This is a genomic window from Acinetobacter sp. Marseille-Q1623 (genome assembly GCF_902809895.1).
GTDB lineage: Bacteria > Pseudomonadota > Gammaproteobacteria > Pseudomonadales > Moraxellaceae > Acinetobacter > Acinetobacter piscicola_A.
On the sequence record NZ_CADDWG010000001.1, the window covers coordinates 2,231,122 to 2,257,362 of the forward strand.

General features: G+C 39.3%; 30 protein-coding genes and 3 tRNA genes. 6 read left to right on the forward strand and 27 right to left on the reverse strand.

Features of this window, described 5'->3' with window-relative positions:
- Positions 1 to 9 precede the first annotated feature (9 nt).
- Together HUV91_RS10605 and HUV91_RS10610 are read right to left on the reverse strand one after the other, a co-directional pair.
- Positions 10 to 675, reverse strand: coding sequence for an amino acid ABC transporter permease (locus tag HUV91_RS10605; RefSeq protein ID WP_174493362.1), 666 nt, complete (start codon positions 673 to 675; stop codon positions 10 to 12).
- Positions 665 to 1,324 carry an amino acid ABC transporter permease gene (locus HUV91_RS10610; RefSeq protein WP_217431196.1) on the reverse strand — a complete coding sequence of 220 codons (660 nt, stop codon included), beginning with the start codon at positions 1,322 to 1,324 and terminating at the stop codon, positions 665 to 667. Before HUV91_RS10610 ends, HUV91_RS10605 begins: the two co-directional genes overlap by 11 nt.
- 202 nt (positions 1,325 to 1,526) lie before the next feature.
- Here HUV91_RS10610 and HUV91_RS10615 point away from each other — a divergent pair, with 202 nt between their 5' ends.
- A complete protein-coding gene (locus HUV91_RS10615; RefSeq protein ID WP_174493363.1) occupies positions 1,527 to 2,192 on the forward strand; it encodes a hypothetical protein in 666 nt (221 codons plus the stop codon).
- Between the two features lie 15 nt (positions 2,193 to 2,207).
- On the opposite strand, the gene HUV91_RS10620 is transcribed toward HUV91_RS10615, so the two are convergent.
- The 5 genes from HUV91_RS10620 to HUV91_RS10640 form a co-directional block, all read right to left on the reverse strand.
- A complete protein-coding gene (locus HUV91_RS10620; protein WP_174493364.1) occupies positions 2,208 to 2,405 on the reverse strand; it encodes a hypothetical protein in 198 nt (65 codons plus the stop codon).
- A gap of 112 nt (positions 2,406 to 2,517) precedes the next feature.
- On the reverse strand, positions 2,518 to 3,348 hold the full coding sequence (locus HUV91_RS10625) for a hypothetical protein (protein ID WP_174493365.1): 831 nt from the start codon (positions 3,346 to 3,348) through the stop codon (positions 2,518 to 2,520).
- 89 nt (positions 3,349 to 3,437) lie between these two features.
- Positions 3,438 to 3,514, reverse strand: a tRNA-Arg gene (locus HUV91_RS10630).
- Between the two features lie 50 nt (positions 3,515 to 3,564).
- A tRNA-Arg gene (locus HUV91_RS10635) sits at positions 3,565 to 3,641 on the reverse strand.
- Between the two features lie 15 nt (positions 3,642 to 3,656).
- A tRNA-Ser gene (locus HUV91_RS10640) sits at positions 3,657 to 3,746 on the reverse strand.
- A 267-nt stretch (positions 3,747 to 4,013) separates the two neighbouring features.
- Here HUV91_RS10640 and rnr point away from each other — a divergent pair.
- The 4 genes from rnr to HUV91_RS10660 all read left to right on the forward strand — a co-directional run bounded on the left by rnr (position 4,014) and on the right by HUV91_RS10660 (position 9,349).
- A complete protein-coding gene (gene rnr, locus HUV91_RS10645) occupies positions 4,014 to 6,458 on the forward strand; it encodes a ribonuclease R (RefSeq protein ID WP_174493632.1) in 2,445 nt (814 codons plus the stop codon).
- Between the two features lie 141 nt (positions 6,459 to 6,599).
- The gene (locus tag HUV91_RS10650; RefSeq protein WP_174493633.1) at positions 6,600 to 8,654 is read left to right on the forward strand and encodes a M3 family metallopeptidase; all 2,055 of its coding nucleotides are present in this window, start codon (positions 6,600 to 6,602) and stop codon (positions 8,652 to 8,654) included.
- A 40-nt stretch (positions 8,655 to 8,694) separates the two neighbouring features.
- On the forward strand, positions 8,695 to 8,904 hold the full coding sequence (locus HUV91_RS10655) for a YheV family putative zinc ribbon protein (protein ID WP_165353081.1): 210 nt from the start codon (positions 8,695 to 8,697) through the stop codon (positions 8,902 to 8,904).
- 13 nt (positions 8,905 to 8,917) lie between these two features.
- Entirely contained in the window at positions 8,918 to 9,349 is a 432-nt protein-coding gene (locus HUV91_RS10660) for a hypothetical protein (protein ID WP_174493366.1), read from the forward strand.
- 346 nt (positions 9,350 to 9,695) lie between these two features.
- Here the strand turns inward: HUV91_RS10660 and HUV91_RS10665 are convergent, their stop codons facing one another.
- The 5 genes from HUV91_RS10665 to HUV91_RS10685 form a co-directional block, all read right to left on the reverse strand.
- Positions 9,696 to 11,891 carry a TRAP transporter large permease subunit gene (locus HUV91_RS10665; protein ID WP_130074363.1) on the reverse strand — a complete coding sequence of 732 codons (2,196 nt, stop codon included), beginning with the start codon at positions 11,889 to 11,891 and terminating at the stop codon, positions 9,696 to 9,698.
- 361 nt (positions 11,892 to 12,252) lie between these two features.
- Positions 12,253 to 12,840 (reverse strand): rhombosortase, encoded by a 588-nt coding sequence (rrtA, locus tag HUV91_RS10670; RefSeq protein WP_174493367.1) that lies wholly within the window; start codon positions 12,838 to 12,840, stop codon positions 12,253 to 12,255.
- Positions 12,841 to 12,926: 86 nt separating this feature from the next.
- Positions 12,927 to 14,054, reverse strand: coding sequence for a hypothetical protein (locus tag HUV91_RS10675; protein WP_174493368.1), 1,128 nt, complete (start codon positions 14,052 to 14,054; stop codon positions 12,927 to 12,929).
- Positions 14,055 to 14,605: 551 nt separating this feature from the next.
- Positions 14,606 to 14,788 carry a hypothetical protein gene (locus HUV91_RS10680; RefSeq protein WP_174493369.1) on the reverse strand — a complete coding sequence of 61 codons (183 nt, stop codon included), beginning with the start codon at positions 14,786 to 14,788 and terminating at the stop codon, positions 14,606 to 14,608.
- 220 nt (positions 14,789 to 15,008) lie between these two features.
- Complete coding sequence (locus HUV91_RS10685; RefSeq protein ID WP_130074359.1) at positions 15,009 to 15,266, reverse strand: succinate dehydrogenase assembly factor 2; 258 nt, start codon at positions 15,264 to 15,266, stop codon at positions 15,009 to 15,011.
- Positions 15,267 to 15,447: 181 nt separating this feature from the next.
- On the opposite strand from HUV91_RS10685, the gene HUV91_RS10690 reads away from it, so the two are divergent.
- Positions 15,448 to 16,620, forward strand: a complete 1,173-nt coding sequence (locus tag HUV91_RS10690) for an acyl-CoA dehydrogenase family protein (RefSeq protein WP_130074358.1) — start codon at positions 15,448 to 15,450, stop codon at positions 16,618 to 16,620.
- Positions 16,621 to 16,761: 141 nt separating this feature from the next.
- Here HUV91_RS10690 and HUV91_RS10695 read toward each other — a convergent pair whose 3' ends face one another.
- From HUV91_RS10695 to rpsH, 15 genes are all read right to left on the reverse strand, one after another.
- A complete protein-coding gene (locus HUV91_RS10695) occupies positions 16,762 to 17,556 on the reverse strand; it encodes an alpha/beta fold hydrolase (protein ID WP_174493370.1) in 795 nt (264 codons plus the stop codon).
- A 125-nt stretch (positions 17,557 to 17,681) separates the two neighbouring features.
- On the reverse strand, positions 17,682 to 19,172 hold the full coding sequence (locus tag HUV91_RS10700; RefSeq protein WP_174493371.1) for a flavin-containing monooxygenase: 1,491 nt from the start codon (positions 19,170 to 19,172) through the stop codon (positions 17,682 to 17,684).
- 206 nt (positions 19,173 to 19,378) lie between these two features.
- A complete protein-coding gene (gene rplQ / locus HUV91_RS10705; protein ID WP_004281488.1) occupies positions 19,379 to 19,744 on the reverse strand; it encodes a 50S ribosomal protein L17 in 366 nt (121 codons plus the stop codon).
- Positions 19,745 to 19,762: 18 nt separating this feature from the next.
- Positions 19,763 to 20,770: a DNA-directed RNA polymerase subunit alpha gene (locus HUV91_RS10710; protein ID WP_130074355.1), complete on the reverse strand. Its 1,008-nt coding sequence runs from the start codon at positions 20,768 to 20,770 to the stop codon at positions 19,763 to 19,765.
- A gap of 17 nt (positions 20,771 to 20,787) precedes the next feature.
- Positions 20,788 to 21,414 carry a 30S ribosomal protein S4 gene (gene rpsD, locus HUV91_RS10715; RefSeq protein ID WP_130074354.1) on the reverse strand — a complete coding sequence of 209 codons (627 nt, stop codon included), beginning with the start codon at positions 21,412 to 21,414 and terminating at the stop codon, positions 20,788 to 20,790.
- A gap of 12 nt (positions 21,415 to 21,426) precedes the next feature.
- Entirely contained in the window at positions 21,427 to 21,813 is a 387-nt protein-coding gene (gene rpsK / locus HUV91_RS10720; protein ID WP_001040166.1) for a 30S ribosomal protein S11, read from the reverse strand.
- A gap of 19 nt (positions 21,814 to 21,832) precedes the next feature.
- Positions 21,833 to 22,189, reverse strand: a complete 357-nt coding sequence (gene rpsM / locus HUV91_RS10725; protein ID WP_130074353.1) for a 30S ribosomal protein S13 — start codon at positions 22,187 to 22,189, stop codon at positions 21,833 to 21,835.
- 107 nt (positions 22,190 to 22,296) lie between these two features.
- The gene (rpmJ, locus tag HUV91_RS10730) at positions 22,297 to 22,413 is read right to left on the reverse strand and encodes a 50S ribosomal protein L36 (protein WP_000867907.1); all 117 of its coding nucleotides are present in this window, start codon (positions 22,411 to 22,413) and stop codon (positions 22,297 to 22,299) included.
- Positions 22,414 to 22,433: 20 nt separating this feature from the next.
- Positions 22,434 to 23,753: a preprotein translocase subunit SecY gene (gene secY, locus HUV91_RS10735; protein ID WP_171405093.1), complete on the reverse strand. Its 1,320-nt coding sequence runs from the start codon at positions 23,751 to 23,753 to the stop codon at positions 22,434 to 22,436.
- A 45-nt stretch (positions 23,754 to 23,798) separates the two neighbouring features.
- On the reverse strand, positions 23,799 to 24,239 hold the full coding sequence (gene rplO, locus HUV91_RS10740; protein WP_004869511.1) for a 50S ribosomal protein L15: 441 nt from the start codon (positions 24,237 to 24,239) through the stop codon (positions 23,799 to 23,801).
- Between the two features lie 3 nt (positions 24,240 to 24,242).
- On the reverse strand, positions 24,243 to 24,419 hold the full coding sequence (rpmD, locus tag HUV91_RS10745; protein ID WP_130074352.1) for a 50S ribosomal protein L30: 177 nt from the start codon (positions 24,417 to 24,419) through the stop codon (positions 24,243 to 24,245).
- 6 nt (positions 24,420 to 24,425) lie between these two features.
- Positions 24,426 to 24,923: a 30S ribosomal protein S5 gene (gene rpsE / locus HUV91_RS10750; RefSeq protein WP_065994106.1), complete on the reverse strand. Its 498-nt coding sequence runs from the start codon at positions 24,921 to 24,923 to the stop codon at positions 24,426 to 24,428.
- Positions 24,924 to 24,925: 2 nt separating this feature from the next.
- Complete coding sequence (gene rplR / locus HUV91_RS10755) at positions 24,926 to 25,276, reverse strand: 50S ribosomal protein L18 (RefSeq protein ID WP_004725713.1); 351 nt, start codon at positions 25,274 to 25,276, stop codon at positions 24,926 to 24,928.
- Between the two features lie 14 nt (positions 25,277 to 25,290).
- Entirely contained in the window at positions 25,291 to 25,824 is a 534-nt protein-coding gene (rplF, locus tag HUV91_RS10760) for a 50S ribosomal protein L6 (RefSeq protein WP_174493372.1), read from the reverse strand.
- 13 nt (positions 25,825 to 25,837) lie between these two features.
- The gene (gene rpsH / locus HUV91_RS10765) at positions 25,838 to 26,233 is read right to left on the reverse strand and encodes a 30S ribosomal protein S8 (RefSeq protein WP_107007583.1); all 396 of its coding nucleotides are present in this window, start codon (positions 26,231 to 26,233) and stop codon (positions 25,838 to 25,840) included.
- Between the last annotated feature and the right edge of the window lie 8 nt (positions 26,234 to 26,241).

Sequence of the window (26,241 nt, forward strand, 5' to 3'; positions counted from 1 at the left end):
AATGAATCTTTACTCCCAAACTTTTTCTAAATGGGTCGCTAAACGTGATAAGGGATAACAAATGATGAAATAGAAAATAAAGATTAAACCGTAAATCCATAGTGAAGCATTGGGCACAATTAAAAGTGAATTTTCAATAATTTGTTGTCCCACTTTGATCACTTCCATCACCCCAATGAGTACCGCTAAAGAACTGGTTTTCACCATTCGGGTAAATAAATTGATTGCGCCTGGAGTGACTCGTTTTAAGCTCTGTGGAAAAATGACATAGGTTAATGTTTGAATTGGATTGAGTCCGAGTGCATAAGCTGAATCACGTTGATGTTGGTCTATAGATGTTATTGCAGCACGGACGAGGTCGCCCATTTCCGCTGTGCCCCATAGAACAAATACAACGATACAAACAGCCGTTGCTGAAAATTGCCAATTAAACCAAGTAGCAAAACCAAAATAGAAAACAAAAAGCATCACCAAAATAGGAATAATACGGATGGCTTCTAAATACAGTCGGCAAATGCTTTTGACGAGAATATTTTTTGAGGTCATGATCACCCCAAAAATTGCACCGAAAATTGCTGAAAAGAAGACTGAAATAAAGGCGATTTTCGCTGTGACCCAAAGCCCTTCGAATAATCGTTCAAGGTGTGCAGGTTGAAATAAATACTCAAATCCCATGGCTCACCTTCCGACTACGATATTCCAAATAACTACTCAGAATAGAAACAGGCAATAAAATAATGAGATAAGACATGACCAATAAAAATAAGGCTTCAGTGGTTTTGTAATCCATACCAATCAAGTCTTTAGTAAGGAATAAAAGTTCTACTACGGCGATTGCACTGACCACTGAGCTTTCTTTGATCAGGAATAGACAGTTTGCTCCAATCGCTGGGATTGAGACAGCCAAAGCTTGGGGAAAAATCACATATTGAAAAACTTGAAATCGGTTTAAACCAATACTTTCCCCTGAATCAATTTGTCCCTTGGCAACTGCTTGCAGACCTGCTCGAAATGCTTCTGCCATATAGCTCCCCCCTAAAAAGGTTAAGCCAATCACACCACAGGTAAACCCATCAATTTTTATGCCGAGTTTAGGTAAGCCGTAATAAAGGAAAAATAGCTGAATCAGTAAGGGTGTATTACGTGAGAGTTCAATATAAAATTTGGCAATTCTGTCAAATACACGAACATGATAGGTGATCAAAATACTGCAAATTAAACCCACGATGATTGCAAGTAAGATACTGATCACTGAAATTTTTAATGTGGTCAAAGTTGCTGAAACAAACTGTGGCATCACACTGTAGATATATTGCCAATTCAAAGAAGTCGTCCAAAATATTATTGTTTTGCTTTGTGCTAAAGCAGAAATAGTGATTTTGGATTATCTTACTGTGATTATTTTTACTAAAGAAATATGTTAATAGAATAAGTATTTCTAAAATAATGCAGTGCATTCACTCGAGCGCTATAATCTTCATAAATTCAATATTTACCAACGAATACAATCTCAGTAAAAGGTAAAAATGATAGATTCTCAAGAAAATGAAGCGGATATAAATTTCATTATTCAATTTATAATGTGTTGTATCGTTGCTATTGTATTCTTGACCTCAACTTATCGAGAGTTCTCGTCTTTTGCTCAATTCCAACATAAATTAAAAAACAAAAATTGGGTTCAAAAAACGATGGAAATAACACCTCAAATGGAGATTGAGATATTCCATTACCGAAATCATCAATCCAAAATAATATTTAAGGAAAACCAACAAGAGATTTTCTCCAAATCCTGTAATGGGCAACTCGAACTGATTTGTAAATTTATTGAAAACCACGAAATTCAGATTATTTCACTTAACTTTTATACTTTTTTAGAAAAAAACACTAATAATTACAATGAATTCCTTCTCAACACAATCGCATTTAAAGACAAACAGGGACAGCTGCAAACTTTCCCATACATGACAGACGCTCCGAATTCGCCTCAATATATTGCAGAAATAAAAACAGAATTTCGCAGCTTTTTTATCTTTGCATTTTTGAAACATTTAATTTTTGCAATCATGTTTTTAGGATTCAATCTATCTTTCAATGTCTTTAAAAAATCGACGATAAAATTGATTAACTATCTCATCATTACGACTTTTTCACTCAGTTTTATCTCATTCGTCATCCGGTATTTTTTGATTTAAAACTGATCACTTAATTTAATTAGCACTGATCAACTCTAATTGTTCCATACAAGATGCACAAAAAAACACCACTTCAGTGTCAAAGTTCTGAATTTGTAATTCGTAGACAAAACCTGTCATGGTACGATTACAACCATCACACTGCTGCAAGTTGAAATGGCAAATAAAATCAACATGCTGATAAATATAATATCCATCTGTATATTTTTTCATGTTCTTTTCAAAGCTTCTGTTCTTGTACTTATTTTAATTTTTTTGCTTTGTAAATTGAGCTTTCAATTGATGCTGTGCGACAGAAATGGTCGCATAATCGAAGAATCTTTACTTAATTTTTGCTTGGATACTTTTTCTTTAAAGCTGAGCGCCACTCACCTTTCCATTTTGTTTTCAATTCATTTCGAAAAATTGCTTTATGTTCTTTACTGTCAGGTACGGATGATAAATACAAGTCTAATGACGATTCACAAAAAAACAATACATCTAAATCAAAAGCCTCAAATCCAGCATCTAGCCAAAATTTATCAGAAAGACACGTATTAAAAATAGGCTTAATATGCTCCAAAGGACGAGTACTTAATTCAGCTTTTAATATAAAAGCGTGGCCACCTGTTCTAGTTACGTCCGGACCATTGATTTTAAAGTAATCCCGAGTTTTATTGGTTATCTTAACCAAACTCCAAGCTCTTTCCACATATTGCTTTTTCAACGGATCATCAAATTTTAATTTTTGCTGCAAATGAGAATATGCAACGATCATTGGCTTTATTTGCTCAGGAAGCATCACATTTTTAGGATCATCAAGTCGTATCAATTTCTGTGCAGCTAGCTCTGATAAGGCTTTCATTTTTTCAGAATCAGAGGGTAGATAGTAGCAAGATTCTACGCATTGCTCTAAGGAAGTACGATCGCCACGAAGTACTCCTTCATTTCTTTTTTCAATAAACTCATTAACACGCTTATTCTCTTTGTATTCATCATAAATGCCTACAGGTATTGCTACAGGTACGAGCATCACCATATAAACAACATCTAAAGCACTACAACTTCTAGAACTTAAAATACTGCATTTCGAATTTGAGGTAATTAAAGCGAGTAATCCTAAAATAAGTGCATAGCCACCAATAAAGTAAAGAGCATATTTTAAAAATTTAGGCATAAAAACCTTTCATTATAATTTTATATTTTGAATCTTCTAATTATCACAGGAACAAAAAAACCGCAACATGTGCGGTTAATTCTTCAAGTTGGTGCGCTCAGAGAGATTCGAACTCCCGACCCCTTAGTTCGTAGCCAAGTGCTCTATCCAGCTGAGCTATGAGCGCAATACTTGTGTGTCAAAATATTGACGATTCGTTACTTTCGATTAACTTATTGGTGCGCTCAGAGAGATTCGAACTCCCGACCCCTTAGTTCGTAGCCAAGTGCTCTATCCAGCTGAGCTATGAGCGCGACATAAGTAATCGTTGGCGGTGAGAGAGGGATTCGAACCCTCGATACAGTTGCCCGTATGCATCCTTAGCAGGGATGTGGTTTCAGCCACTCACCCATCTCACCGTAACGAGCCGCCATAATACAAACTAAAACATCATTCGGCAAGTCATGATTTAAAAAAAATGCAGTTTTTTTGCCTGATTACATATTTTTTAAACAATTTTTATAAATTTGTACTTTTTTTAATCCAAACAGCACTTTAATCCAATGAATTTTTTGATAAATCTGCATAAATTTAAATTTAAAACAGTTTATTGCAATCAATTACGTGCAGTATTTGCCTGTTTGACTTATGCTAATCCTACCTTCTGACTAGAAACCACATACATGATGAAAAATTGGGTCGATCCTGAAGCGAAAGCTGAAGCCGAACGTTACGACAATCCTATCCCAAGTCGTACCCTTATCCTTGAAACGATTGAACAAAAACAAGAACCTCAATCACACGCAGATTTAGTAGATCTGTTTGAAATTGCTGATCAAAAAAGTATAGATGCGCTGAGCCATCGTTTAAGCGCAATGGTGCGTGATGGTCAGCTGATGAAAGATGGTTTTAAATACCAACTTATGGCGGATCAACCGATTTTAGATGCGACGGTATACGTTAACTCCAAAGGTTTAGGCGTTGCCAATATCGATGGTAAAAAAGAAGAATTTTTACTGCCTGAACGTGAGCTACGCCAAGTCTTCCACGGCGACCGTGTCAAAGTTCAACAGACTTCCGTAGACCGCAAAGGCAAAGCATGGGGCTATATCACCGAAGTCACGCAACGCCGTGTGAAACAGTTGATTGGTAAAGTCGCTGAGTTTGAAGATGAGTATTTCATTCAACCCGCAAATCCCAATGCACATCAACCAATCACATTAGAAAAAGAATTGATTGAGCATGCCAAAGCCAAAGTGGGTGATTCAATTCGTGTCGAAATTGATGACTATCCAACACGGGATGAATTTGCCACAGGTCATGTCATTCAATCTATGGCAGACAAAGCGGATACCGAAATCATTATTCCTCAAACCATTTTGGAATATGGTCTACCGTATGAATTTCCTGAAGAAGTGGTCAAAGAAGCTGAAAGCTTTAAAGAGCCTTCAGAAAAAGACCGTGCAGGTCGCATCGATCTACGTGATTTACCGCTTGTCACCATTGATGGTGAAGATGCACGTGACTTCGATGATGCAGTCTATGCGGAAAAACGTCCGGGTGGCGGTTATCGTGTCGTTGTGGCTATCGCAGATGTGAGTCACTATGTTCGTATCGGGAAACCGTTAGACGATGAAGCGCAAGAACGTGGTACATCCGTATATTTCCCACATTTTGTTTTACCGATGTTACCTGAAGCGCTTTCTAATGGTTTATGTTCACTCAATCCAAATGTCGACCGTTTGTGCATGGTCTGTGACTTGAATTTGAGTCGTGCAGGCCGTGTGACCAAGTTTGAATTCTACCCTTCTGTGATGCATTCAAAAGCACGTTTGACCTATACCCAAGTTGCACAGTATTTAGATGGTGACAGCAAAGCAGTACCTGAAGACCGCAATGTTCGCAAATCATTAAATACGCTTTATCAACTCTATGAAACACTCAAAGGTTTACGTGCTGAGCGTCATGCAATGGAATTTGAAACCGTTGAAACCTATATGACCTTTGATGAGTTAGGCGGAATTAAAGAGATTTTGCCTCGTTCACGTAATGTCGCACATAAACTGATTGAAGAATGTATGTTGCTTGCCAACGTGGCAGCAGCAGAATATTGCTTAAAAAATGAAGTGCCAATGTTGTACCGTGTACATGAAGCACCTGAATTTTCACGCATTCAAAAAGTCAAAGACTTTGTCAAATTACTGGGTTTACCTTTCCCTGATCAACCCACACAAGCTGATTATCAGAACGTCATTGAAGCAACCAAAGACCGTATCGATGCGCCAAGTATTCATGCCGTGTTATTACGTTCAATGATGCAAGCGTATTATGGTGCAAAAAATGTCGGTCACTATGGCTTAGCGTATGAAGCCTATACCCACTTCACGTCTCCGATTCGCCGTTATCCTGACTTGTTATTACATCGTGCCATTAAAGCGAGTTTAACCAGCAAACAATATCCGCTTTCAGGTGCAGCATTGGATGATGCAGGTGAACACTTCTCTGCAACTGAACGTCGTGCCGATGAAGCATCTCGTTCAGTGACCTCTTGGTTGAAATGTCACTATATGCATCAGCATATTGGTGAAGAATTTGTTGGTGTGATCAGCGCCACCGCTGAGTTTGGACTATTCGTCACCCTGAAAGATTTGTATGTCGATGGTATGGTACATGTCAGCCAACTTGGTGATGACTATTTTGTCTTTGATCAAGCGAGTCAAACCTTAGTTGGGCAAAATCGTGGACAAGTCTTTGGTTTAGGCGATGAAGTTAAAATCAAAGTTGCTGGGGTCAACCTTGAAGAACGCAAGATCGACTTCGAGCTTTTACAACAGCTTTCTCATGCAGGGCGTGTGATTCGTAGTCGTGCGCCACGTGTGGCAAAACCTGTAGCCAAAGAAGAAGTTTTCGCTGAACGTCCTGCGAAAAAGAGCAGCTCTGAATCTTCGAATGTGAGTGAAGATGGAGAACGTCCCATTCGAAAGAAAAAATCCAAAGGAAAACCTAGCACTTACAGCAAAAAGCCTGCTAAAAACACTGCAACGAAGTCTGAAACGAAGATTAAAGATAAAGTAAAGAAAAAGGCAAAAGCGAAAAAGAAAAAGTCCAATGCAAAGACGAAAAGTGAATAATTAGATGTAACAATAAGAGCGCTTCGGCGCTCTTGTTTTTTATAATTGTCCAAAATTTATTACCATATTATGGTTTTAATTTATTGCCAAAGCTTGATTTCCCCTATCAAAAGCCCTACATCTATCCATAACGAAGCATATATTTGGCATAAAGACATGACATTAGAAAAGGCGACTTTACCTGTACCCCAATTCGATCAAATCACTTTAGAGAAACTAAAACAAAATATTGAACAAGCCATTCAAGATGGACAAGATTTCTTAAATGAACTTCAGCAAGTACCTGAAACGTTACAGCAACAACTGCAAGTATTAGAAAAAATTGATACGCTTGAAAATAACATGAGTGAGTCGTGGGGGATTTTGTCACACCTAAATGCCGTGATGAACAACTCAGAAACCCGTGAAGTCTATCAATCGTTATTGCCGAGTCTAAGCGAATATTACACACAACTGGGTCAGCATGTTCCACTTTACCAAAGCTACCAACATGTATTTGACAATGCGATTTTTAACGACCTGCCCGCCGCGCAACAAAGTGCCATTAAACTCGCTTTACGTGACTTTAAACTGTCTGGTGTCGCTTTAGAAGGCGAAGCAAAAAAACGCTATGCAGAAATTTCAGCACGACTTTCACAACTGTCCTCAGATTTTTCTAACCATGTATTAGATTCAACCCAAGCATTTTTTTTACCGTTAAATGCACAACAACTCAAAGGTTTACCACAAAGCAGTATCGAACTGTTAAAACAGTACGGTCAACAACGTGAATTAGACCAAGCTGTTGCCACTTTAGATATTCCATCTTATTTAGCCATCATGACCTATGCCCAAGATCGTGATTTACGTGAACAGCTTTATAATGCCTATACGACTCGTGCTTCAGACTTAGCAGCCGATCCACAATATGACAATGCCCCTGTCATGGTTGAAATTTTAAGTTTACGTCAAGAAATGGCAAAACTTTTAGGCTTTGACAACTATGCAGAATATTCATTAGCTTCAAAAATGGCACCTGATGTTGAAACCGTCAATCAGTTCTTGGTTGACCTCGCAGAACACGCACGTGCACCTGCTGAAAAAGAAATCGCTGAACTGAAAAGCATTGCAGCACAAGATGGCATCAGTGAATTACAAGCATGGGATACCACGTATTATTCAGAAAAACTCAAAGTTCAGCAGTTCAATCTTTCACAAGAAGATTTAAAACCTTATTTTCCAGCACCAAAAGTGATTCAAGGCTTATTCAATGTCGTGAATCGTCTCTATGGTATCGATGTGATCGAACGTGAAGCACCACTTTGGCATCCAGATGTACATTATTACGAACTTGAAGATCAAGGTTCAGTGATTGGTGGTTTCTATTTTGACCTCTATGCACGTAGTGGCAAACGTGGTGGCGCTTGGATGAGTGGTTTCCGTTCACGCATGCAAACTGAATCAGGCCTGCAAAAACCAATTTGTTATATGGTTGGAAATTTTACCCCACCTGTTGGTGATCAACCTGCTCTGCTGACACATGATGAAGTCAATACATTATTCCATGAGTTTGGACATGGCTTACATCATATGTTAACAGAAGTGGATAATATTGCGGTGGCAGGCACACACGGCGTAGCATGGGATGCTGTTGAGCTACCAAGTCAATTTATGGAGTTTTGGACTTGGGACAAAGACAGTCTAGACCTGCTTTCTGAACATATTGAAAGCAAGCAAACCTTATCTGAAGAGTTATTAAAATCTTTACTTGATGCACGTTTCTTCCAATCTGGAATGCAAACTTTACGTCAAATTGAATTTGCCTTGTTTGACCTTAACATCCACAAACTTACACCTGCTTTGGATGCAAAACAGATTCAAGCCACTTTAGATGACATTCGCCAAAAATTTGCTGTTGCCCCTAGCACAACAACAAACCGTTTCCAAAATAGCTTTAGCCATATTTTTGCAGGTGGCTATGCCGCAGGTTATTACTCCTATAAATGGGCTGAAGTTCTTGCGAGTGATGCCTTTGATCGTTTTGAAAATGAAGGTGTTTTCAACACTCAAACGGGGCAAGAATTCCGCAAAGCCATTTTAGCAGTGGGGGGAAAAGATACTGCTCTAGATGCTTTTATCAATTTCCGAGGTCGTGAACCTAAAATTGATGCATTGTTACGTCATCAAGGTTGGACGAATGCCTCTAAAAACGCTTAAACTACGCATGTAAAATTAATTATGTGGTGAGTGTATGAATATCAAACGTCGTTTCATTGCAGGGGCTAAATGTCCAAGATGTGAGGCGATGGATCGAATCGTCATGCTCACCACTGACGATGCTGAATGGATTGAATGTATCGAGTGCGATTATTCTGAAAACCGCCCTACTTATGTAGATGCGCCTGAAGAATCTGCTGCACCTGATGAAATTGGGGTCATTCAATTCAAGCCTCGTTCTTCAAAATAAATTTGGATTAAACATGCAATTAGATACAAGAAATAATTCTAAACTGATGTGGTTTATTGCTGGGGGATTGATCATTATTGTAGCTTTAGCCAGTGCATTATTTTGGCTTAAAGCAGATCAAGACCAAACAAAAACTGTAACGCCTGCAGAAACCAAAGCACCCGCTAAGGCAGCAGCGCCACCATTGGCACAACCTGTAGAACAAACAGCTGCATCAGAAACAACGACACAAACCTTGGTCGATTCCTCTATTTTACAAGAGCCTGTTTCTGAAAATGAAAGTCTTGCTAAAGAAGAAATTGCAAAACTTGATGACATTCAAACACAATTAAAAGATCAACAACAGTCTTTAGAATCACAACATGCTGATGCAGATCAATTGATTAAACTCAAAGAAGAGCAATTAAAACTACTTGAACAACAACTTGCTGCTGAACAAAAATAGTCTTAATACTCCAATTAAAAAACACCATTCAACTCCATTTGGATGGTGTTTTTTAATTGCTCACCACTTCTGCACTTTATCTTAGCACTACACTTTCCATCAAAAACAAATACAACTATACGTATTAGCCGCATCATTCCAATTACAGCTATAAACCACCTGATTTTACAGCACTGGTCCTTTGCATTATCTTAAGATCAATCATAGACATTCATTAATAAAAACTGTTTTTATACAAACGGACATGCAAGTGATGTGATCCCATGAGGCAACTTTAAAGCTTGATTTAAATAGAATCGACTGAAAACAAAAAAGCACCCGAAGGTGCTTTAATGAAATGAAGCTGTTACTTATTGGTATACCAATCAAACATATTGAGTAAGTATGGAACAAACGTCACAATTACAAGAGCAGAGAACAAGACGATCATCGGCAATAACCAACGCTCATAACGATAATAGAAGCTTGTATACTTCTCTTTCGCTTCCGCATCTGCGGCGGCGACTTCCTCATCCCCGACAGAGAGCCTCGTCAGCAAGTGGTTGAGTGCAACAGGTGGTGTCACATAACCAAACTCGAAAGCAACCAATACAATCATCCAGAAATGAATCGGATGGATGCCATTCTCATACGCTACAGGTGCAATTGTTGCAGCCACCAAAATCACCGCACCAAATGGATCTGTCGTCATACCAATAATCGCAAGCAAGATCGCAAGGAATGCCAATGAAAGCATGATGCTACCTAAATGCGTCGGTACCATTGTCACGATTTCACTACGCTCGATCAGACCACCCATACTCGCTGAAAGTGCCATTAGAATGATCAAAGCACCGATATGTCCAACACTTTCAGATGAGGCGAACCAGATCGATTGACCAAAGCTACGTTTATGTTCAGCCGCACTACCATGTGTGCGTAAATATTCAGAGTTTTTCGCATGTTCTTGTGCTAAAGCAGTATTGTACTCAGGCACAGGAACGCGATCCCCCCAATATTTATCAAATAAAATATAAGCCAATAGCATGATTGGAAGAATCACAGGGGCTGTAAATTCATCCATTTGTGTATCTAAGCCATAGCTATAGAAACCCACAACCAATGCGGTAATTACCACATATGGAATCACAGGAACCAAAGCTTTCAACATGCCAGGGACTGCAATTTTTGGTGAATTAATACGGAATTTATCTTCTGCAAGGTATAAAGACACACCAAGGAAAATAAACGCAGTTAACCAGAAGACATAAATACCATGATTAAATAACTCATCAGAAGTAACATGACGGCTATCTAACATCGAAATCAAGATCACCAATAGACATGGACGTAATACAACACCCAGTGAACCAGACATCGCTGAGACTGCAAGTGCATACTGACGGCGTGCACCAGAGTTCCATACTTCACGATAGATAATCGCACCCGCTGCCACAACGAAGATCCCTGAAGCACCTGTATACGCTGTTGGAATCGCAGCAGCAATCAAGATGATCCAGGTTAATGTTTCTGGCGCAAGGTTCCATGGACGTAAGATCGCAAGGAATACATCCATGATTCGTGTTTGTGTTAGTAACATACCTGCCCAAATAAATAGGGCTAAGTTCAGGAAGATTCCTGAGAATTCAACCAACTGACCAAGGTAAATACCTTGCCCCATTGGATAATCCATAAAGAAGGTAAATGCAATACCCGTGACAATCGCCATAATGGCATATAACGGAATACTGATGAGCGCAAGCCCGATATTTCCACCTTCTTTGGCAGTTTTTGGAATCGCGAAAAACTGATACAAACTAATCAATGTCACACTGACAAACAAGATCAACCATAGCCAATATCCCCAAATCGTCTCATAAGTTGACTCTACCCCTGAGCTCATAACAGACTGATATTGACTCCAGACAGAGTATGTCAATAAACCATTACCCAAAATCATGGCAATTGAATACACTCTGAAATCGAGTTTCGTTGTTGGTGGACGTAAACTAATATGATGCATTTTCAACGACGCAGTAATCGATGAAATCATGACCATAAACAGTAAGATCAAGACACGGTTTTCTGTACCGAACTTAAACAACCAGAAAAATCCCGTTTCCATCGTACGATAAGAACGAATAGAAGGATGCTGCTCCATATGCTTCATTGACTTATCATAAAATGCAAATTTTTCTTCACATTCAGTTTTAGCCGCTAAAAAAGATTGACGCACATCAGCTTCAGATGTCACCCCAAAGAAACTGGCATCTGGATCGCTTGCCTCAGCCTTCATACGCTCTTGCACAAGCGCATCAATATTTGGATTTCGTTCACAACTTGGTTTAGTGGGTTCAGCTCTTAAAAAGGAATATTGCATTCCTATTTTTTCGTCACCGTATAGACGTTCGCCTATACGTAACATTTGCCCATGAATCATTTCCCCTGTACCAATCAATAAGGTCAACAAGAGAAGTAGAAGAACGAGAAAAGTTGAGATCCCTTCTGTCCATATACGACCAATCAGCCCTAAGCCTGATTTATTTTCTGCACTATCATTCATGATAATTCCATTTTTATCTCTAATCTTATAAATCTTTTATAAGACTAATTTTTTTATAAGTTATGAGTAACGCGGAAGTCCTCATTTCCTATTTTTATGTCCACTTGCAAATCTGCATGTTTTTTTAAATTAAAAGAATGGCAGTGTTACATTTTTTTTCATGCATTTTTGTCAAGTATAAAACGATAAATGTAAATTAACGCACTTAAGTCTATGCATTAATAAGCAATTTAAGATAAAAAAACAATAGATTCGCTCCAAATAGCAGAGAAATATTTTTATTTCTACTTCTTAAATACATCCTCATTTTATATAGAGCATAAATTGCAAAATAGGAGGCTTATCTTTTAAATGATCTTCGTTAAGATTTATTCTTATTTTCTATAAAAAGCTGCTGAGAGAGCAAATACATTACGGCTAAAATTGCCCCCCAAAATGTACCCACCAAATGCGCTTCAACCAAAACTGGACTACCTATGAGCTGCGCTGTACCAATTTGACCAAACGTATTTTCCCAAATGAGTTTTGCAACCACCAAACATAAAACCAATACCGCAAAATTGCGCTCTTTACGAAATTTTAAATAGAAAAATGCAGCAGCAACATATAAACCATGCAATACACCCGATAGTCCAGCATAAGCTTCAATTTCAGGATAAAAATAATAAAAACTTAGGCTACATAAAGGAGCTAAAATCAAAAGCAGTAAAATGATAAAGCGATTTTGAATATGTGGGAATATAAAGGGCAAACATGCAAATGCAATCATATTTAAGGCAAAATGAATCCAACCCACATGTACCCAATGTGCAGTCCACCATCGCCAAATTTCACTAAAAAATGTATAACGCCAATAAATGAAAGTGGACTGGAAAATTTGCAAGCAAGCAGCAATACATATGCAACTTGCAATCAAGATCATACGTTTCTTGAGTTGTATTTCTTGCATATCCAGTTCCTCTAAAAAAACAAGAAAAGCCGAAGCTTTTCTTGAGTATAAATACAAAACTTAAATTTCAATGTGTATTTTTGCAGTTAAGGTGTTGCACTTTCTGGCGTAGCTTCTTCAGTCGGTGCAGCTGTTTCTTGTTGAGCTGGAGCAGCACCAGAATCCTCCGTTGCAGGATCGCCTAATCCCTCAAATAAAGAATCATCGCCTGTTGCACCTTGCTCATCCCAGAATACAGTCATACCATCATCTGCTGCACGCACACCTGTATGTTCAGTCCAATAACGGTCTGCAATCGCTTGTACCATTTGCCCTGCCATTGCATCAATCAATCTAAACTCTGGATTAACAGGTTTATCTTCTTCACGAGATGCAGCATAAGTTCGTAATGCTTCACGAATACGTGCATCATCACCACTGGCTTGAGCAGATACAGCATATAAAGCATGGGCTAGACGTACCCCTTTTTGTTCACCGATTTGCATAGACTGTTTCAAAGTTTGATATGGATCAGGCTTACCTTCATCCGCACCAGGTAATAATGTCCAAATTACTGCACGTGTCGCCATTGGCGCACCCCAGAATTTATTATTATCCAAACATGTCATACCACGTTCAACAATTGCTGCGATATCCTTTGGAACGTTTGCTGCACCACCTGAATTAATATCATTGGTCATCGCTTGCAAACCACTAAGCATTCCCAAGAGATAAATGGTCTGATCTAAATCTTTTTTCATCGTTGGGCAAGAATCACCCAATGTATATTTATATTTGGCTTGCCAACGTTCAGCAAATAACTGATAGCCGGCATACTGACGATTTGCAGCCAATGCAGCCCAACGTTTTTGCTCTACTCGTGCATCTTGCGCTTCCGATACTTTACCGTCTTTTGAAGCACGGAGATAACGCAACTCCGCCTCTAAAGCACGATTTTCAGCACACATCCCTGCCGCAGAGTACAGCAATACAGCCATACGAGTTGGATCAGCCCCCATATCTTTGGTTGCCATCACAGCGGGGGTTAAAGCACTACCGGATTGGCATGCCATATCTGCATCATTACCTGCTAAGATGGGTGGCACAATATGATTTTCACTAAAGCCTAAAGCGACATTTGCCCCAGACTTAACCACATATGAACAACCAGATAAAATGGATGAAGCAACAATGGCAGTCACCATAAATTGCCCAATTTTTTGGACTTTAGACATACTTCCTGTCCTCTATATAATTGTGTTTATGTCCTTTTTACTTAAAATATCAGATGCTCTATTTGATGAAAAGAGCAATAACTCTAATTTTATTAATATAATTTGCCACAATCCACATAGAAATGAATTGACCGCACAATAAGAACTAGCAAATTTTAGGCAAAAAAAAGTAGCATTGCGACGGTTCAGCACATGCTACTTATTAAACAATAAACCCTCAAGAGAGTTTGTTAGTTTTGAGCTTTCTTTTCTCAATCTGTTCCCTCAGCACAGTTCCTAGTCTTCCTACCACAATCGCAAGAATAATTGCGACCACTAGAAACAACCATTGTTGAACTTCAGTCATCTCGAAATTCCTCATTTGCTGTTGGTAGGTTTAATGTACAGGTAAAATTTAAAATTCTTAAATATAATTGTCTAACAATCCATTTTTTTGCTTAGTTTGTGTGATTTTAGTCTAACAATCGATTATTTTGTACTTAATACACATTATAAGATATTATTTTTAAATAATTTTATAAAATTCAACCCAATTAAAAAATGTCCAACAATTAACCTAAGTTTGCATGTGCTTTTAACATTTTCCAGCTTTTTAAGTCACATTGATCATGCCAAATAATGATATTTGATGACTTATTGAGCGCATTGATATCCTCAAAATAGATCACAATATAAAAAAGATGATCCACCATTTTTTTGATTTTCACCTGTTGAATGACTGTGTCTTGCGTCATTTTGACCGACCAAAGATCTACATCCAACTGTTCAAATTGCTCGATTCTTGCCTGCCTATGCCAAAAACACGCTGAAATAAGCAACAGAAAGACCGCAACCAACCAAATACCAAGACTCAAAATTTGAAATAAAATTATGCTAATCACAAGACCGAAAAAAAACTGAAACCCATATTTAAATCGACTAGGTTTCAGTTGAAAACACGGATAAAAATTAGAATTAACCGTGGACATATTTTTTTAATTTAATAATAAGTTGTCTTAATTCAGGTTTTGGTGGCTCAGAAACCTCCATAAACCAATCTAGCAAATCAGGGTCTTCCTGATCCACTAACTCTTTAAACAAGCCTTTCTCTGTCGCATCTGCTTGTAAATAATATTGCTTCACATAAGGATCAAAATAAACATCTATTTCTTTTAAACCACGACGTGCACGATAAATGACTTTACGCTCTTCCAAAGTTAATTCTTCAAACATTGATTTTCCCCGAAGATGATAGTGAGCAGTATTTTACCTGATTCCATCATAAATACTTGAGTATATATGTCGATTGGCGAAATATATCAATATTTAATAGCAAATGAGCATTCACCTCATTGAGACTAGCTGAATGTTCACTTAATTTATAAAGATTAAACAATAATTTGGAATAAAAAACATGCAATCAGGCGCAATTCGTCCATTGGCAAATATGCTACCTCGCAATTTATTTAATGCTGAACATGAAGCATTTCGTGAAACAGTCCGCAAGTTTTATGAGAAAGAAGTCGTACCCAATATTGCCAAATACGAAGAACAACAACACGTTGACCGTGATTTATGGAATAAAGCAGGCGAAATGGGCTTATTGTGTGCAACCATGCCAGAAGAATATGGTGGTTATGGTGTAGACCGTTTATACAGTATGATTTTGATTGAAGAACAAGCCTATGCAATGGATTCTTCAACAGGTTTTTCATTACATTCTGACATTGTTGCAAACTATATCAACAACTTTGGTAATGAAGAACAAAAGAAACATTGGTTACCCAAAATGGCATCAGGTGAAGCAGTAACTGCCATTGCAATGACCGAACCTGGCACAGGTTCTGATTTACAAGGTGTACGTACCACAGCCGTTTTAGATGGCGATGAATATGTCATCAATGGTTCGAAAATCTTCATTACCAATGGTTATTTATGCGACATGGCAATCGTCGTGTGCAAAACAGGCAATACAGACAAAGGTTCTGCTAACTTATCTTTGATCATTGTTGAAGCTGACCGCGCAGGATTTAGCAAAGGTAAACCACTCAACAAAATAGGGATGAAAGGTCAAGATACCTGTGAGTTATTCTTTGAAGATGTCCGTGTCCCAAAAGAAAATTTACTGGGTATGGAAGGCATGGGGTTTATCATGCTTATGAAAGAATTGGCTTGGGAACGTATGCTCGTTGCGATTATCTGCCAAGCAGGTGCTGAAGCTGCATTTGCACATACCGTGCAATATACGAAAGATCGTAAAGCATTTGGCAAACCCATCGGTGCGTTCCAAAACACACGTTTTAAACTTGCTGAAATGCGGACTGAAATTGACTTCTGTCGTGCTTATTTAGATCGTTGTATGGAACTACAACTTGAAGGCTCACTTGGTGTAGATGCAGCCGCAGCCGCTAAATATAAAATTTCTGAATTATTCTCAAATGTTGTCGATGAGTGCCTACAACTCCATGGTGGATATGGCTATATGCTCGAATACCCAATTGCTCGTGCTTATATCGATAACCGTGCAAACCGTATTTATGCAGGGACCAATGAAATTATGAAGGAATTGATTTCTCGTTCACTTTAAATACGGTCAATGCTGTCTTCATATAGAACTTAAAGCATCTTCCTATTAGAAGGGAGATGCATTCTCATTAAAATTTATTTTTATAAAAAAGTGATCAGTTTACTTAATATTCACATTTAAATATTTATTCAATCGCAAGATTTAAGCAATTCTTTTTAAAAATCCTTCAACCAATTCTAAAACGTCATGCTGTTTTTCTTGATGAGGAAAATGTCCACAAGCCTCAATAATCGCCAATACATTTTCACCCTGCCCTCGCTCAACGAAACGTCTCGGTTGCGCTAAAGTTGCATATTCATCATGTTCGCCATGAATCGCCAAAAGGGGACATTGAATTAAAGTCAAATACTCATCCAAATTCCATGTTACAAAATCAGGTGAAAGCCATGTTTCTGTCCATGCATCTAATACCCATTGTGTTTTGTCTGCATGGTATTTAGCTAAACGATTAAATAATTTTTCATTTTTAAAGTTTTCTTTAGCTTGCCTAATCCCTGCTAAAGTCACGTCTTCTACTTGAGATTGCGCAGACACTGTGATTAAAGCTTGGCATTGCCTTGGGTAAAGTGCAGCACAAACACTAGCCATACCACCACCTACACTATGCCCCATTGCAATAAAAGTATTGATTTGAAAATGATCCAACAGAATAGGCAATATTGATTTGGCTTCTTGTGCAACAAAATCAATAGCTAAGGGATGATCTAATGCAGAGGAACAACCAAATCCTAAACGATCATAAGCAATGACACTACGTCCTGTCACCATTGCCAATTTTTCAGGAAAATCACGCCACAACTCCACACTTCCGAGTGATTCATGAAATAAAATAATCGGTGATTTTTGCTCAAAAGTGCAATCCTTTTGCCAATGCTGTGCAAATAATTCAGCCTTTCCAATTTTAATTCTATGCACTGAATGTATGAGCTGCATCATGTATTCATCCTAAATTTATAATAAAAGCTCAATATTTTTAGCATATTTTATCGTAATAAAAATGAACCCTTTGGTCTTGAAAATAAAAAAGGAGCTTTCGCTCCTTTTCTGATTCCCTATTTTAATTAAGAAACCAATTTAGGCTTTTTTGCCGCTTGTGCTTCACGCTTACGAAATTTCAACACACCATCATCAAACTTAGCATGTTTCAATTCTTTACGGTCTGCAAGATAGTTGTTCGTCACTTTCCAAGGTGCATGTTTACCTTGTTTAGGCATCACATCAGCAGCACGTGCAATATAACCCGATGATAAGCTTCCCATAACGGTGTCTTCCATCAATTCAGTTGCATCACCTTGTGGAACCACCTCATCATAGCCTTTCTTATCCATATAATTGAGGAGACGAGTAATATAATCCGCTGCAATATCAACTTTAAGTGTCCACGATGCATTAATATAACCAATAATCATCGCCATATTTGGGACATCACTCACCATCACACCTTGATACAACATATGTTGTGAGGTATTTAGCGGTTTACCATCTAATGTTGCTTTAATACCACCTAAAATCTGAATTTCCAAACCTGTTGCAGAGACGATAATATCTGCATCCAAATGCTGACCTGATTTAAGTTGAATGCCTGTTTCAGTAATTTTTTCAATATGATCCGTTTCAACACTCGCTTTACCAGAACGTAAAATCTTAAATAAATCACCATCAGGCACGACGCATAAACGTTGATCCCATGGATTATAGCTTGGCGTAAAGTGTTTCATATCCACTTTACCTTTTAGCTGCATTTCAATTGATTTTAATAGCAATTTACGCAGTACTTTAGGCTGCTTTTGTGCAAGTGCATAAATACCACGTTGCATACCAATATTACGTGCACGCGTCAATTTATAGGCTAAATCTTCAGGCAATACTTTGCGCATTTTGTCATACACAAAATCCACCGATGGAATTGATGCAATATAGGTAGGTGAACGTTGTAACATGGTCACATGACCTGCCCCCCCTTTTGCCATTGCTGGAACCAAGGTAATTGCTGTTGCACCACTACCAATAATCACAACTTTTTTACCTGCATAATCTAAATTTTCAGGCCAAAATTGTGGATTAACAAACTCACCTTTAAAGTTTTCTTTACCAGGATAATCAGGCTGATAACCTTGGTCATAGTTATAATAACCGGTACAACCTACCACAAAGTTTGCTATCCAAGTCTGTAATTGACCATTCGGATCTTCAATTTCCACAGACCATTTTTTTGTTACCGAATCATAATTCGCAGTGCGTACCCGATGATTAAAATGAATTTTATCCTTAAGTTTAAATTCATCAACAACTTCAGAAACATAACCTTTAATTGAAGCACCATCTGCAAGTACATTTGCTTTTTGCCAAGGCTTAAAATTAAAACCAAAAGTCGACATATCCGAATCTGAACGAATACCAGGATATTTAAATAAATCCCAAGTACCACCAAAACTATCTCGGCGCTCAATTATTTCAAACGAACGTTGTGGCGAATTTTTAGATAAATGTGCAGCTACTCCAATACCAGAGATCCCTGCGCCTACAATGAGAATATCAACTTGCTTTTCCATTTTCTTTTTATAACCTTTTTAAGAGTACATTTTTATTAAAACATAAATTTGACAATACACAATGTCAAGTTTGACTTTTTCTGACAAAATGCATGTCACTTGAGGACATTTTTAATATTTTGTCTAACAATTATTATTCCGAAGCATAAAAAAGGTCGGTATAAAAACCGACCTTTTCAAGAACAACCGAAGTTCTTAGAGAAGTATTAGTTTACTTCACGATCTACAAGTTCTACATAAGCCATTGGTGCAGCATCACCTGCACGGAAACCAGCTTTAAGAACACGCAGATAACCACCGTTACGTTCTTTATAACGAGGGCCTAGAACGGTAAATAATTTACCAACAGTTGCTGCTGAACGAGTACGAGCAAACGCTAAACGACGGTTTGCAACAGTATCGTTTTTAGCTAAAGTGATTAAAGGCTCAGCTACACGACGTAACTCTTTTGCTTTAGGAACAGTAGTTTTGATTAACTCATGTTCAAACAAAGAATTCGCCATGTTTTGGAACATCGCTTTACGATGACTGCTTGTACGGCCTAATTTCACACCACTATTACGATGACGCATGGTGATAGTCCTACTTAATTAACGGCTACGATAGGCAAAACGATCGTCCATACGCAAACTAGCTGGTGGCCAGTTTTCTAAACGCATGCCGAGTTGTAAGCCTTTTGAAGCCAGAACATCTTTGATTTCAGTCAACGATTTTTTACCTAAGTTAGGAGTTTTTAATAACTCAACTTCAGTACGTTGTACTAAATCACCAATGTAGTAAATATTTTCTGCTTTCAAACAGTTAGCAGAACGAACAGTAAGCTCTAGATCATCTACTGGACGAAGCAAGATTGGGTCAACTTCTTCACGAGGTTCTTGAGCCACTGGCGCTTGATCTTTCTGAAGATCAACAAAAATTGCAATTTGTTGTTGCAAGATTGTTGCCGCTTTGCGGATCGCTTCTTCTGGATCTACGGTACCATTTGTTTCAAGATCAATGACCAATTTATCAAGGTCAGTACGTTGTTCTACACGCGCATTTTCTACGGTATAAGAAACACGTTTGATTGGGCTATAAGAAGCATCTAACTGTAAACGACCCACTGGGCGAGTTTCGCCTTCAGGGAAGCGTGAGTCAGATGTTTCATAACCACGACCTTGAGCAACTTTCAAGCGCATTTTTAATGAGCCTGTAGCACTTAAAGTGCCGATCACATGTTCAGGGTTAACCACTTCAACATTATGTGGCAAACGAAGATCAGCAGCAGTTACATCGCCAGGACCTTGTTTTTCTAATGTTAAATATGCTTCGTTTTGATCGAACAGCTTAATAGACAATCCTTTTAGGTTCAGCAAGAGCTCGACGATGTCCTGCTGCAAGCCTTCTAAAGTACTGTACTCGTGCTCGACACCTTCTATTTCCACTTCAACCACAGCAGCGCCAGGCAAAGAAGATAATAGAATGCGACGTAAAGCATTCCCCAGAGTATGACCAAAGCCACGCTCTAAAGGTTCTAGAATCACTTTCGCCGAGGTCCCGCTTGCCGCTTCGACCTTGATCGCTTGCGGAGTAAGAAACTCGTTTGCAGTACGCGTCATTATTGCTACCTCAAGGATTATTTAGAATACAATTCTACAATCAAGCTTTCGTTGATTTCAGCAGGTAAATCAGAACGATCTGGTGCAGCTTTAAATGTACCTTCAAGTTTCGAATGATCTACTTCGATCCAAGGAGAAGTACCACGTTGAGCAGCTAATTCAATTGCGTTTTTAATACGTAATTGTTGTTTAGCACCTTCGTGAACTGCGATCACGTCACCCGCTTTAACTTGGATAGACGCGATATTAACGCGACGACCATTTAAAGTGATTGAACGGTGAGATACAAGCTGACGAGCTTCTGCACGTGTAGAACCAAAGCCCATACGATAAACAACGTTATCTAAACGGCTTTCAAGCAATTTCAACAAGTTTTCACCTGTTGCGCCTTTAACACGAGCAGCTTCTTTATAGTAATTACTAAATTGACGCTCTAACACACCGTACATACGACGTACTTTTTGTTTTTCACGTAATTGTAGTGAATACTCAGATTGTTTACCACCACGAGCCCCGCCATGTTGACCAGGCGCTTTAGCAGCTTTTTTAGTTTTGACGTCAAAAGGTTTAACGCCAGATTTTAATTGCAGGTCTGTCCCTTCGCGGCGAGAGAGTTTGCATTTTGGACCAATATAACGAGCCATGAATGTTTCTCCTTACACGCGACGTTTTTTAGGTGGACGGCAACCGTTGTGCGGAATTGGAGTCACATCGGTAATGCTGTTAATTTTATAACCCACTGCACCTAATGCACGAACCGCAGATTCACGACCAGGACCAGGACCTTTTACAAGGACGTCCAAGTTTTTCAAACCGTAATCCAAAGCAGCTTTACCAGCAACTTCAGCAGCTACCTGAGCAGCAAACGGAGTTGATTTACGTGATCCACGGAAGCCTTGTCCACCTGAAGTGGCCCAAGCCAATGCATTACCTTGACGATCAGTAATCGTAACAATGGTGTTATTAAAAGAAGCGTGAATGTGTGCAACACCTTCAGAGACGGTACGGGTGACCTTCTTGCGTGTGCGAGTATCTTTAGCCATCTTTTAGCTTCCAGAAATCTTATTTCTTAATAGGTTTGCGCGGACCTTTACGGGTACGTGCGTTAGTTTTGGTGCGTTGTCCGCGAACAGGCAAGCTGCGACGATGACGAAGACCGCGGTAGCAGCCTAAATCCATTAAACGTTTAATGTTCATGGAAATTTCGCGACGTAAGTCACCTTCGGTTGGAACCTTAGCAACTTCAGCACGAATCGCATCAAGCTGAGCATCATCTAATTCACGAATTTTAGTAGTTGTAGCAACACCCGCAGCAGCTAAGATAACTTTAGCAGTATGGCGACCAATACCAAAAATATACGTGAGAGAGATAACAGCATGCTTGTTATCCGGAATGTTTACACCGGCAATACGAGCCATTCAAATTTCTCCAAAAAGGCAGTAGAGATAATCAACCGCCCCACAAAAATCTTGAGGGGCGGATAATAACCTAATTAGCCTACTGAAATCAACAGGTCTTAATTAAATTAACCTTGACGCTGCTTATGACGAGGTTCAGCGCTACAAATTACGCGAATAACCCCATTACGACGGATAACTTTACAGCTACCACAAATTTTCTTTACAGAAGCTTGTACTTTCATGATGAAACCTCTAAGTGCGCTTATCCTTTAGGATGAGCAGTCGTTTTTCTCATTAACGTTTGATTGTCATATTGGCGTGAAGTGAGATGTGCTTGTAGCTGAGCCATAAAGTCCATCACAACAACAACAACGATCAACAATGATGTACCACCAAGGTGGAACGGAATACCAAAAGAACTTTGCAGAATCATTGGCATCAAACAAATCACAGTAATATAAATCGCACCAATAAACGTCAAACGATTAAGAATATGATCTAAGTAACGAGCAGTTTGCTCACCTGGGCGAATACCAGGTACATAAGCTCCGCTGCGTTTCAAGTTCTCTGATACTTCTTTAGGGCTAAATACAAGTGCCGTATAAAAATAACAGAAAAAGATAATTAACGCACCAAAGAGCACCAAATACAAAGGTTGTCCAGGCGACAATACGAGTGCCAAATCTTGAAGGCTACGTTTTACAATTCCTGCATTTGGATCAGCACTACCCAACCATTGACCTAAACTTGCAGGGAACAACAATAACGAACTTGCGAAAATTGCTGGAATAACCCCTGCCATGTTAATTTTCAATGGCAAATGTGTTTGCTGTGCAGTGAATACACGACGACCTTGCTGCTTTTGAGCATAGTTAACAGGTATGCGGCGTTGCGCTTTTTCAATAAACACAATCGCTGCCAGTACAGCAACCGAGAGCAATCCAAAAATAGCCAAACCAATTAAACTTGACTGACCATTATCTACCGAAGTAAATGCTTGAATTACTAGGTTTGGTAAGCCAGCAACAATACCTGCGAAGATAATCATCGAGATACCATTACCAATACCGCGCTCTGTAATTTGCTCACCCAACCACATTAAGAACATCGTACCTGCAACTAACGATGTTAGTGCTGGAATGTAAAATGCCAGTCCAGAAGTCAAAGTAATACCTTGACTAATTAGACCTGCACACATCCCGATACCCTGAACAAATGCGAGTAAAAGTGTGCCATAGCGTGTGTACTGATTAATCTTACGCTTGCCCTGCTCGCCTTCTTTCTTTAATGCTTCCAGCGAAGGAACAACCGTTGACATTAACTGCACGATAATCGATGCAGAAATGTATGGCATGATCCCTAACGCAAGAATTGACATTCGCTCTAATGCCCCGCCTGAGAACATATTAAACAAGCCTAAGAAGGTACCCTCATTAGCCTTGAAAAAACGTTCTAAAGCGACATTATCGATACCTGGTAGCGGAATATGCGCTCCTAGTCGAAAGACCACCAATGCACCAATTAAGAACATTAATCGGCGTATAACTTCACGATATTTCACATGAAACGGTTGACCTTTCATCATATTCACATGACCTGAAGAACTAGGAGACATACTCACTCGCGATTACTCCTCGACTTTACCGCCAGCAGCTTCTACAGCAGCTTTAGCGCCTTTAGTCAAAGCAACACCTTGTACAGTGAACGCACGAGTAATTTCACCAGAAAGAACGATACGAGCACGTAACATATCTTTACGTACAACATTCGCAGCTTTCAAAGTTTCAAGTGAAACAATATCACCTTCAACTTTAGCAAGTTCTGACAAACGTACTTCAGCAGTTTTCAAAGCCAATTGGCTAGTGAAACCGAATTTAGGTAAACGACGATATAACGCAGTTTGACCACCTTCAAAGCCTGGACGAACGCCACCACTTTTACGTGATTTTTGACCTTTGACACCACGGCCACCGGTTTTACCAACGCCAGAACCGATACCACGGCCTAAACGACGGTTTTCACGTTTTGCACCTTCAGCAGGTGCAAGCTCATTTAAACGCAGAGTCATGGCTTATTCCTCTACACTAACCATATAGTAGACTTTGTTGATCATACCACGGTTAGAAGGAGTATCTACCACTTCTACAGTATGACCAATACGACGCAGACCTAAACCTTGTAGGCAAAGTTTGTGATTTTTCAAACGATGCGAAGCAGATTTAGTCTGGGTAACTTTAATCGTTTTCATGATTGATTACCCTAAAATTTGTTCTACTGAAAGACCACGTTTTGCAGCAACTTTCTCTGGAGAAGTCATATCACGCAAACCATTAAAAGTCGCGTTTACAACGTTTGCAGCGTTTGTAGAACCATAACATTTAGTCAATACGTTACGTACACCAGCAGCTTCAAGTACCGCACGCATAGAACCACCAGCGATTACGCCAGTACCTTCTGATGCAGGTTGCATGAATACACGGCTAGCGCCATGACGCGCATTGATTGGGTGTTGTAAAGTACCGTCAACAAGATCAACAGTGATCATGTTACGACGTGCAGCTTCAAGTGCTTTAGAAATAGCAGCTGGAACTTCACGTGCTTTACCACGACCAAAACCTACACGACCATTACCATCACCAACCACAGTCAATGCTGTGAAAGAGAAGATACGACCACCCTTAACAACTTTGGCTACACGATCAACGGCAACCAGCTTTTCAACAAGACCTTCGTTTTGTTCAACTTTAGCCATGATTAGAACTCCAAGCCGTTTTCACGAGCAGCATCAGCCAAGGCTTTGATACGACCATGATATTTAAAACCAGAACGGTCAAACGCTACTTTAGTAACACCAGCAGCTTTCGCACGTTCTGCGATTAAAGCACCTACTTTAGTAGCTGAATCTACATTACCTGTAGTACCGCTACGTAAAGATGCATCCAAAGTAGAAGCTTGCGCTAATACTTTGCCACCATCTGCTGAAATAACTTGCGCATAGATGTGACGCGGCGTGCGGTTTACACACAAACGAGTCGCACCCAATGCACGAATGTGCAAGCGTGTGCTTTTTGCACGACGCAAACGGGATTGTTTCTTTTCGTTCATAAGAACCTCGCGCCTTATTTCTTCTTAGCTTCTTTACGAAGAACAACTTCGTCAGAATAACGAACACCTTTACCTTTATAAGGCTCTGGTGGACGGTAACCACGGATATCTGCAGCCACTTGACCTAAAGCTGCTTTATCAGCAGATTTAAGAATAATTTCAGTTGCAGTTGGAGTTTCAGCAGTTACACCTTCTGGAAGGTTGTAGTCGATTGGGTGTGAAAAACCAAGGTTAAGGTTAACAACGTTACCTTTAACCGCAGCTTTATAACCAACACCAATGAGTTGTAACTTGCGTTCGAAACCTTCGCTAACACCTTTTACAAGGTTGTTAAGAACAGCGCGAGCAGTACCAGCTTGCATCCAAGCGTCTTTCGACTCAGCTTTAGGAGCAATGTGAAGTTGACCTTCTTCCTGTTTTAGCTCGACCAGCGCATGCAGGTTGAAAGACAACGTACCTTTGCTGCCTTTCACTTCGACCTGCCGGCCGTTCTGAGTAACTGTTACACCATTAGGTACAGTTACTGGGGCTTTAGCCACACGAGACATGAGGAATCACCTATTAAGAAACAAAAGCAATAACTTCACCACCAACGCCCGCAGCACGTGCAGCGCGATCAGTCATGATGCCTTTGCTTGTAGAAACAATTGCAATACCTAAACCTTGCTTAACGCTAGGAAGTGCATCTTTACCGCGATATTGGCGTAGACCTGGACGGCTTACACGTTTCACAGTATCAATAACTGGTTTGCCTTCGAAATATTTTAAAGTAATAGTCAAAGTAGCTTTGCCTTCATTATCAGCAACTTCTACGTTTGAAATATAACCTTCTTGTTGAAGTACGTTCGCAATCGCAACTTTCAACTTAGAGTTTGGCATAGAAACAGTTTGTTTCTTTGCCATTTGTGCGTTACGAACACGTGTTAACATGTCGGCAACGGTATCTTGCATACTCATTTATAGTC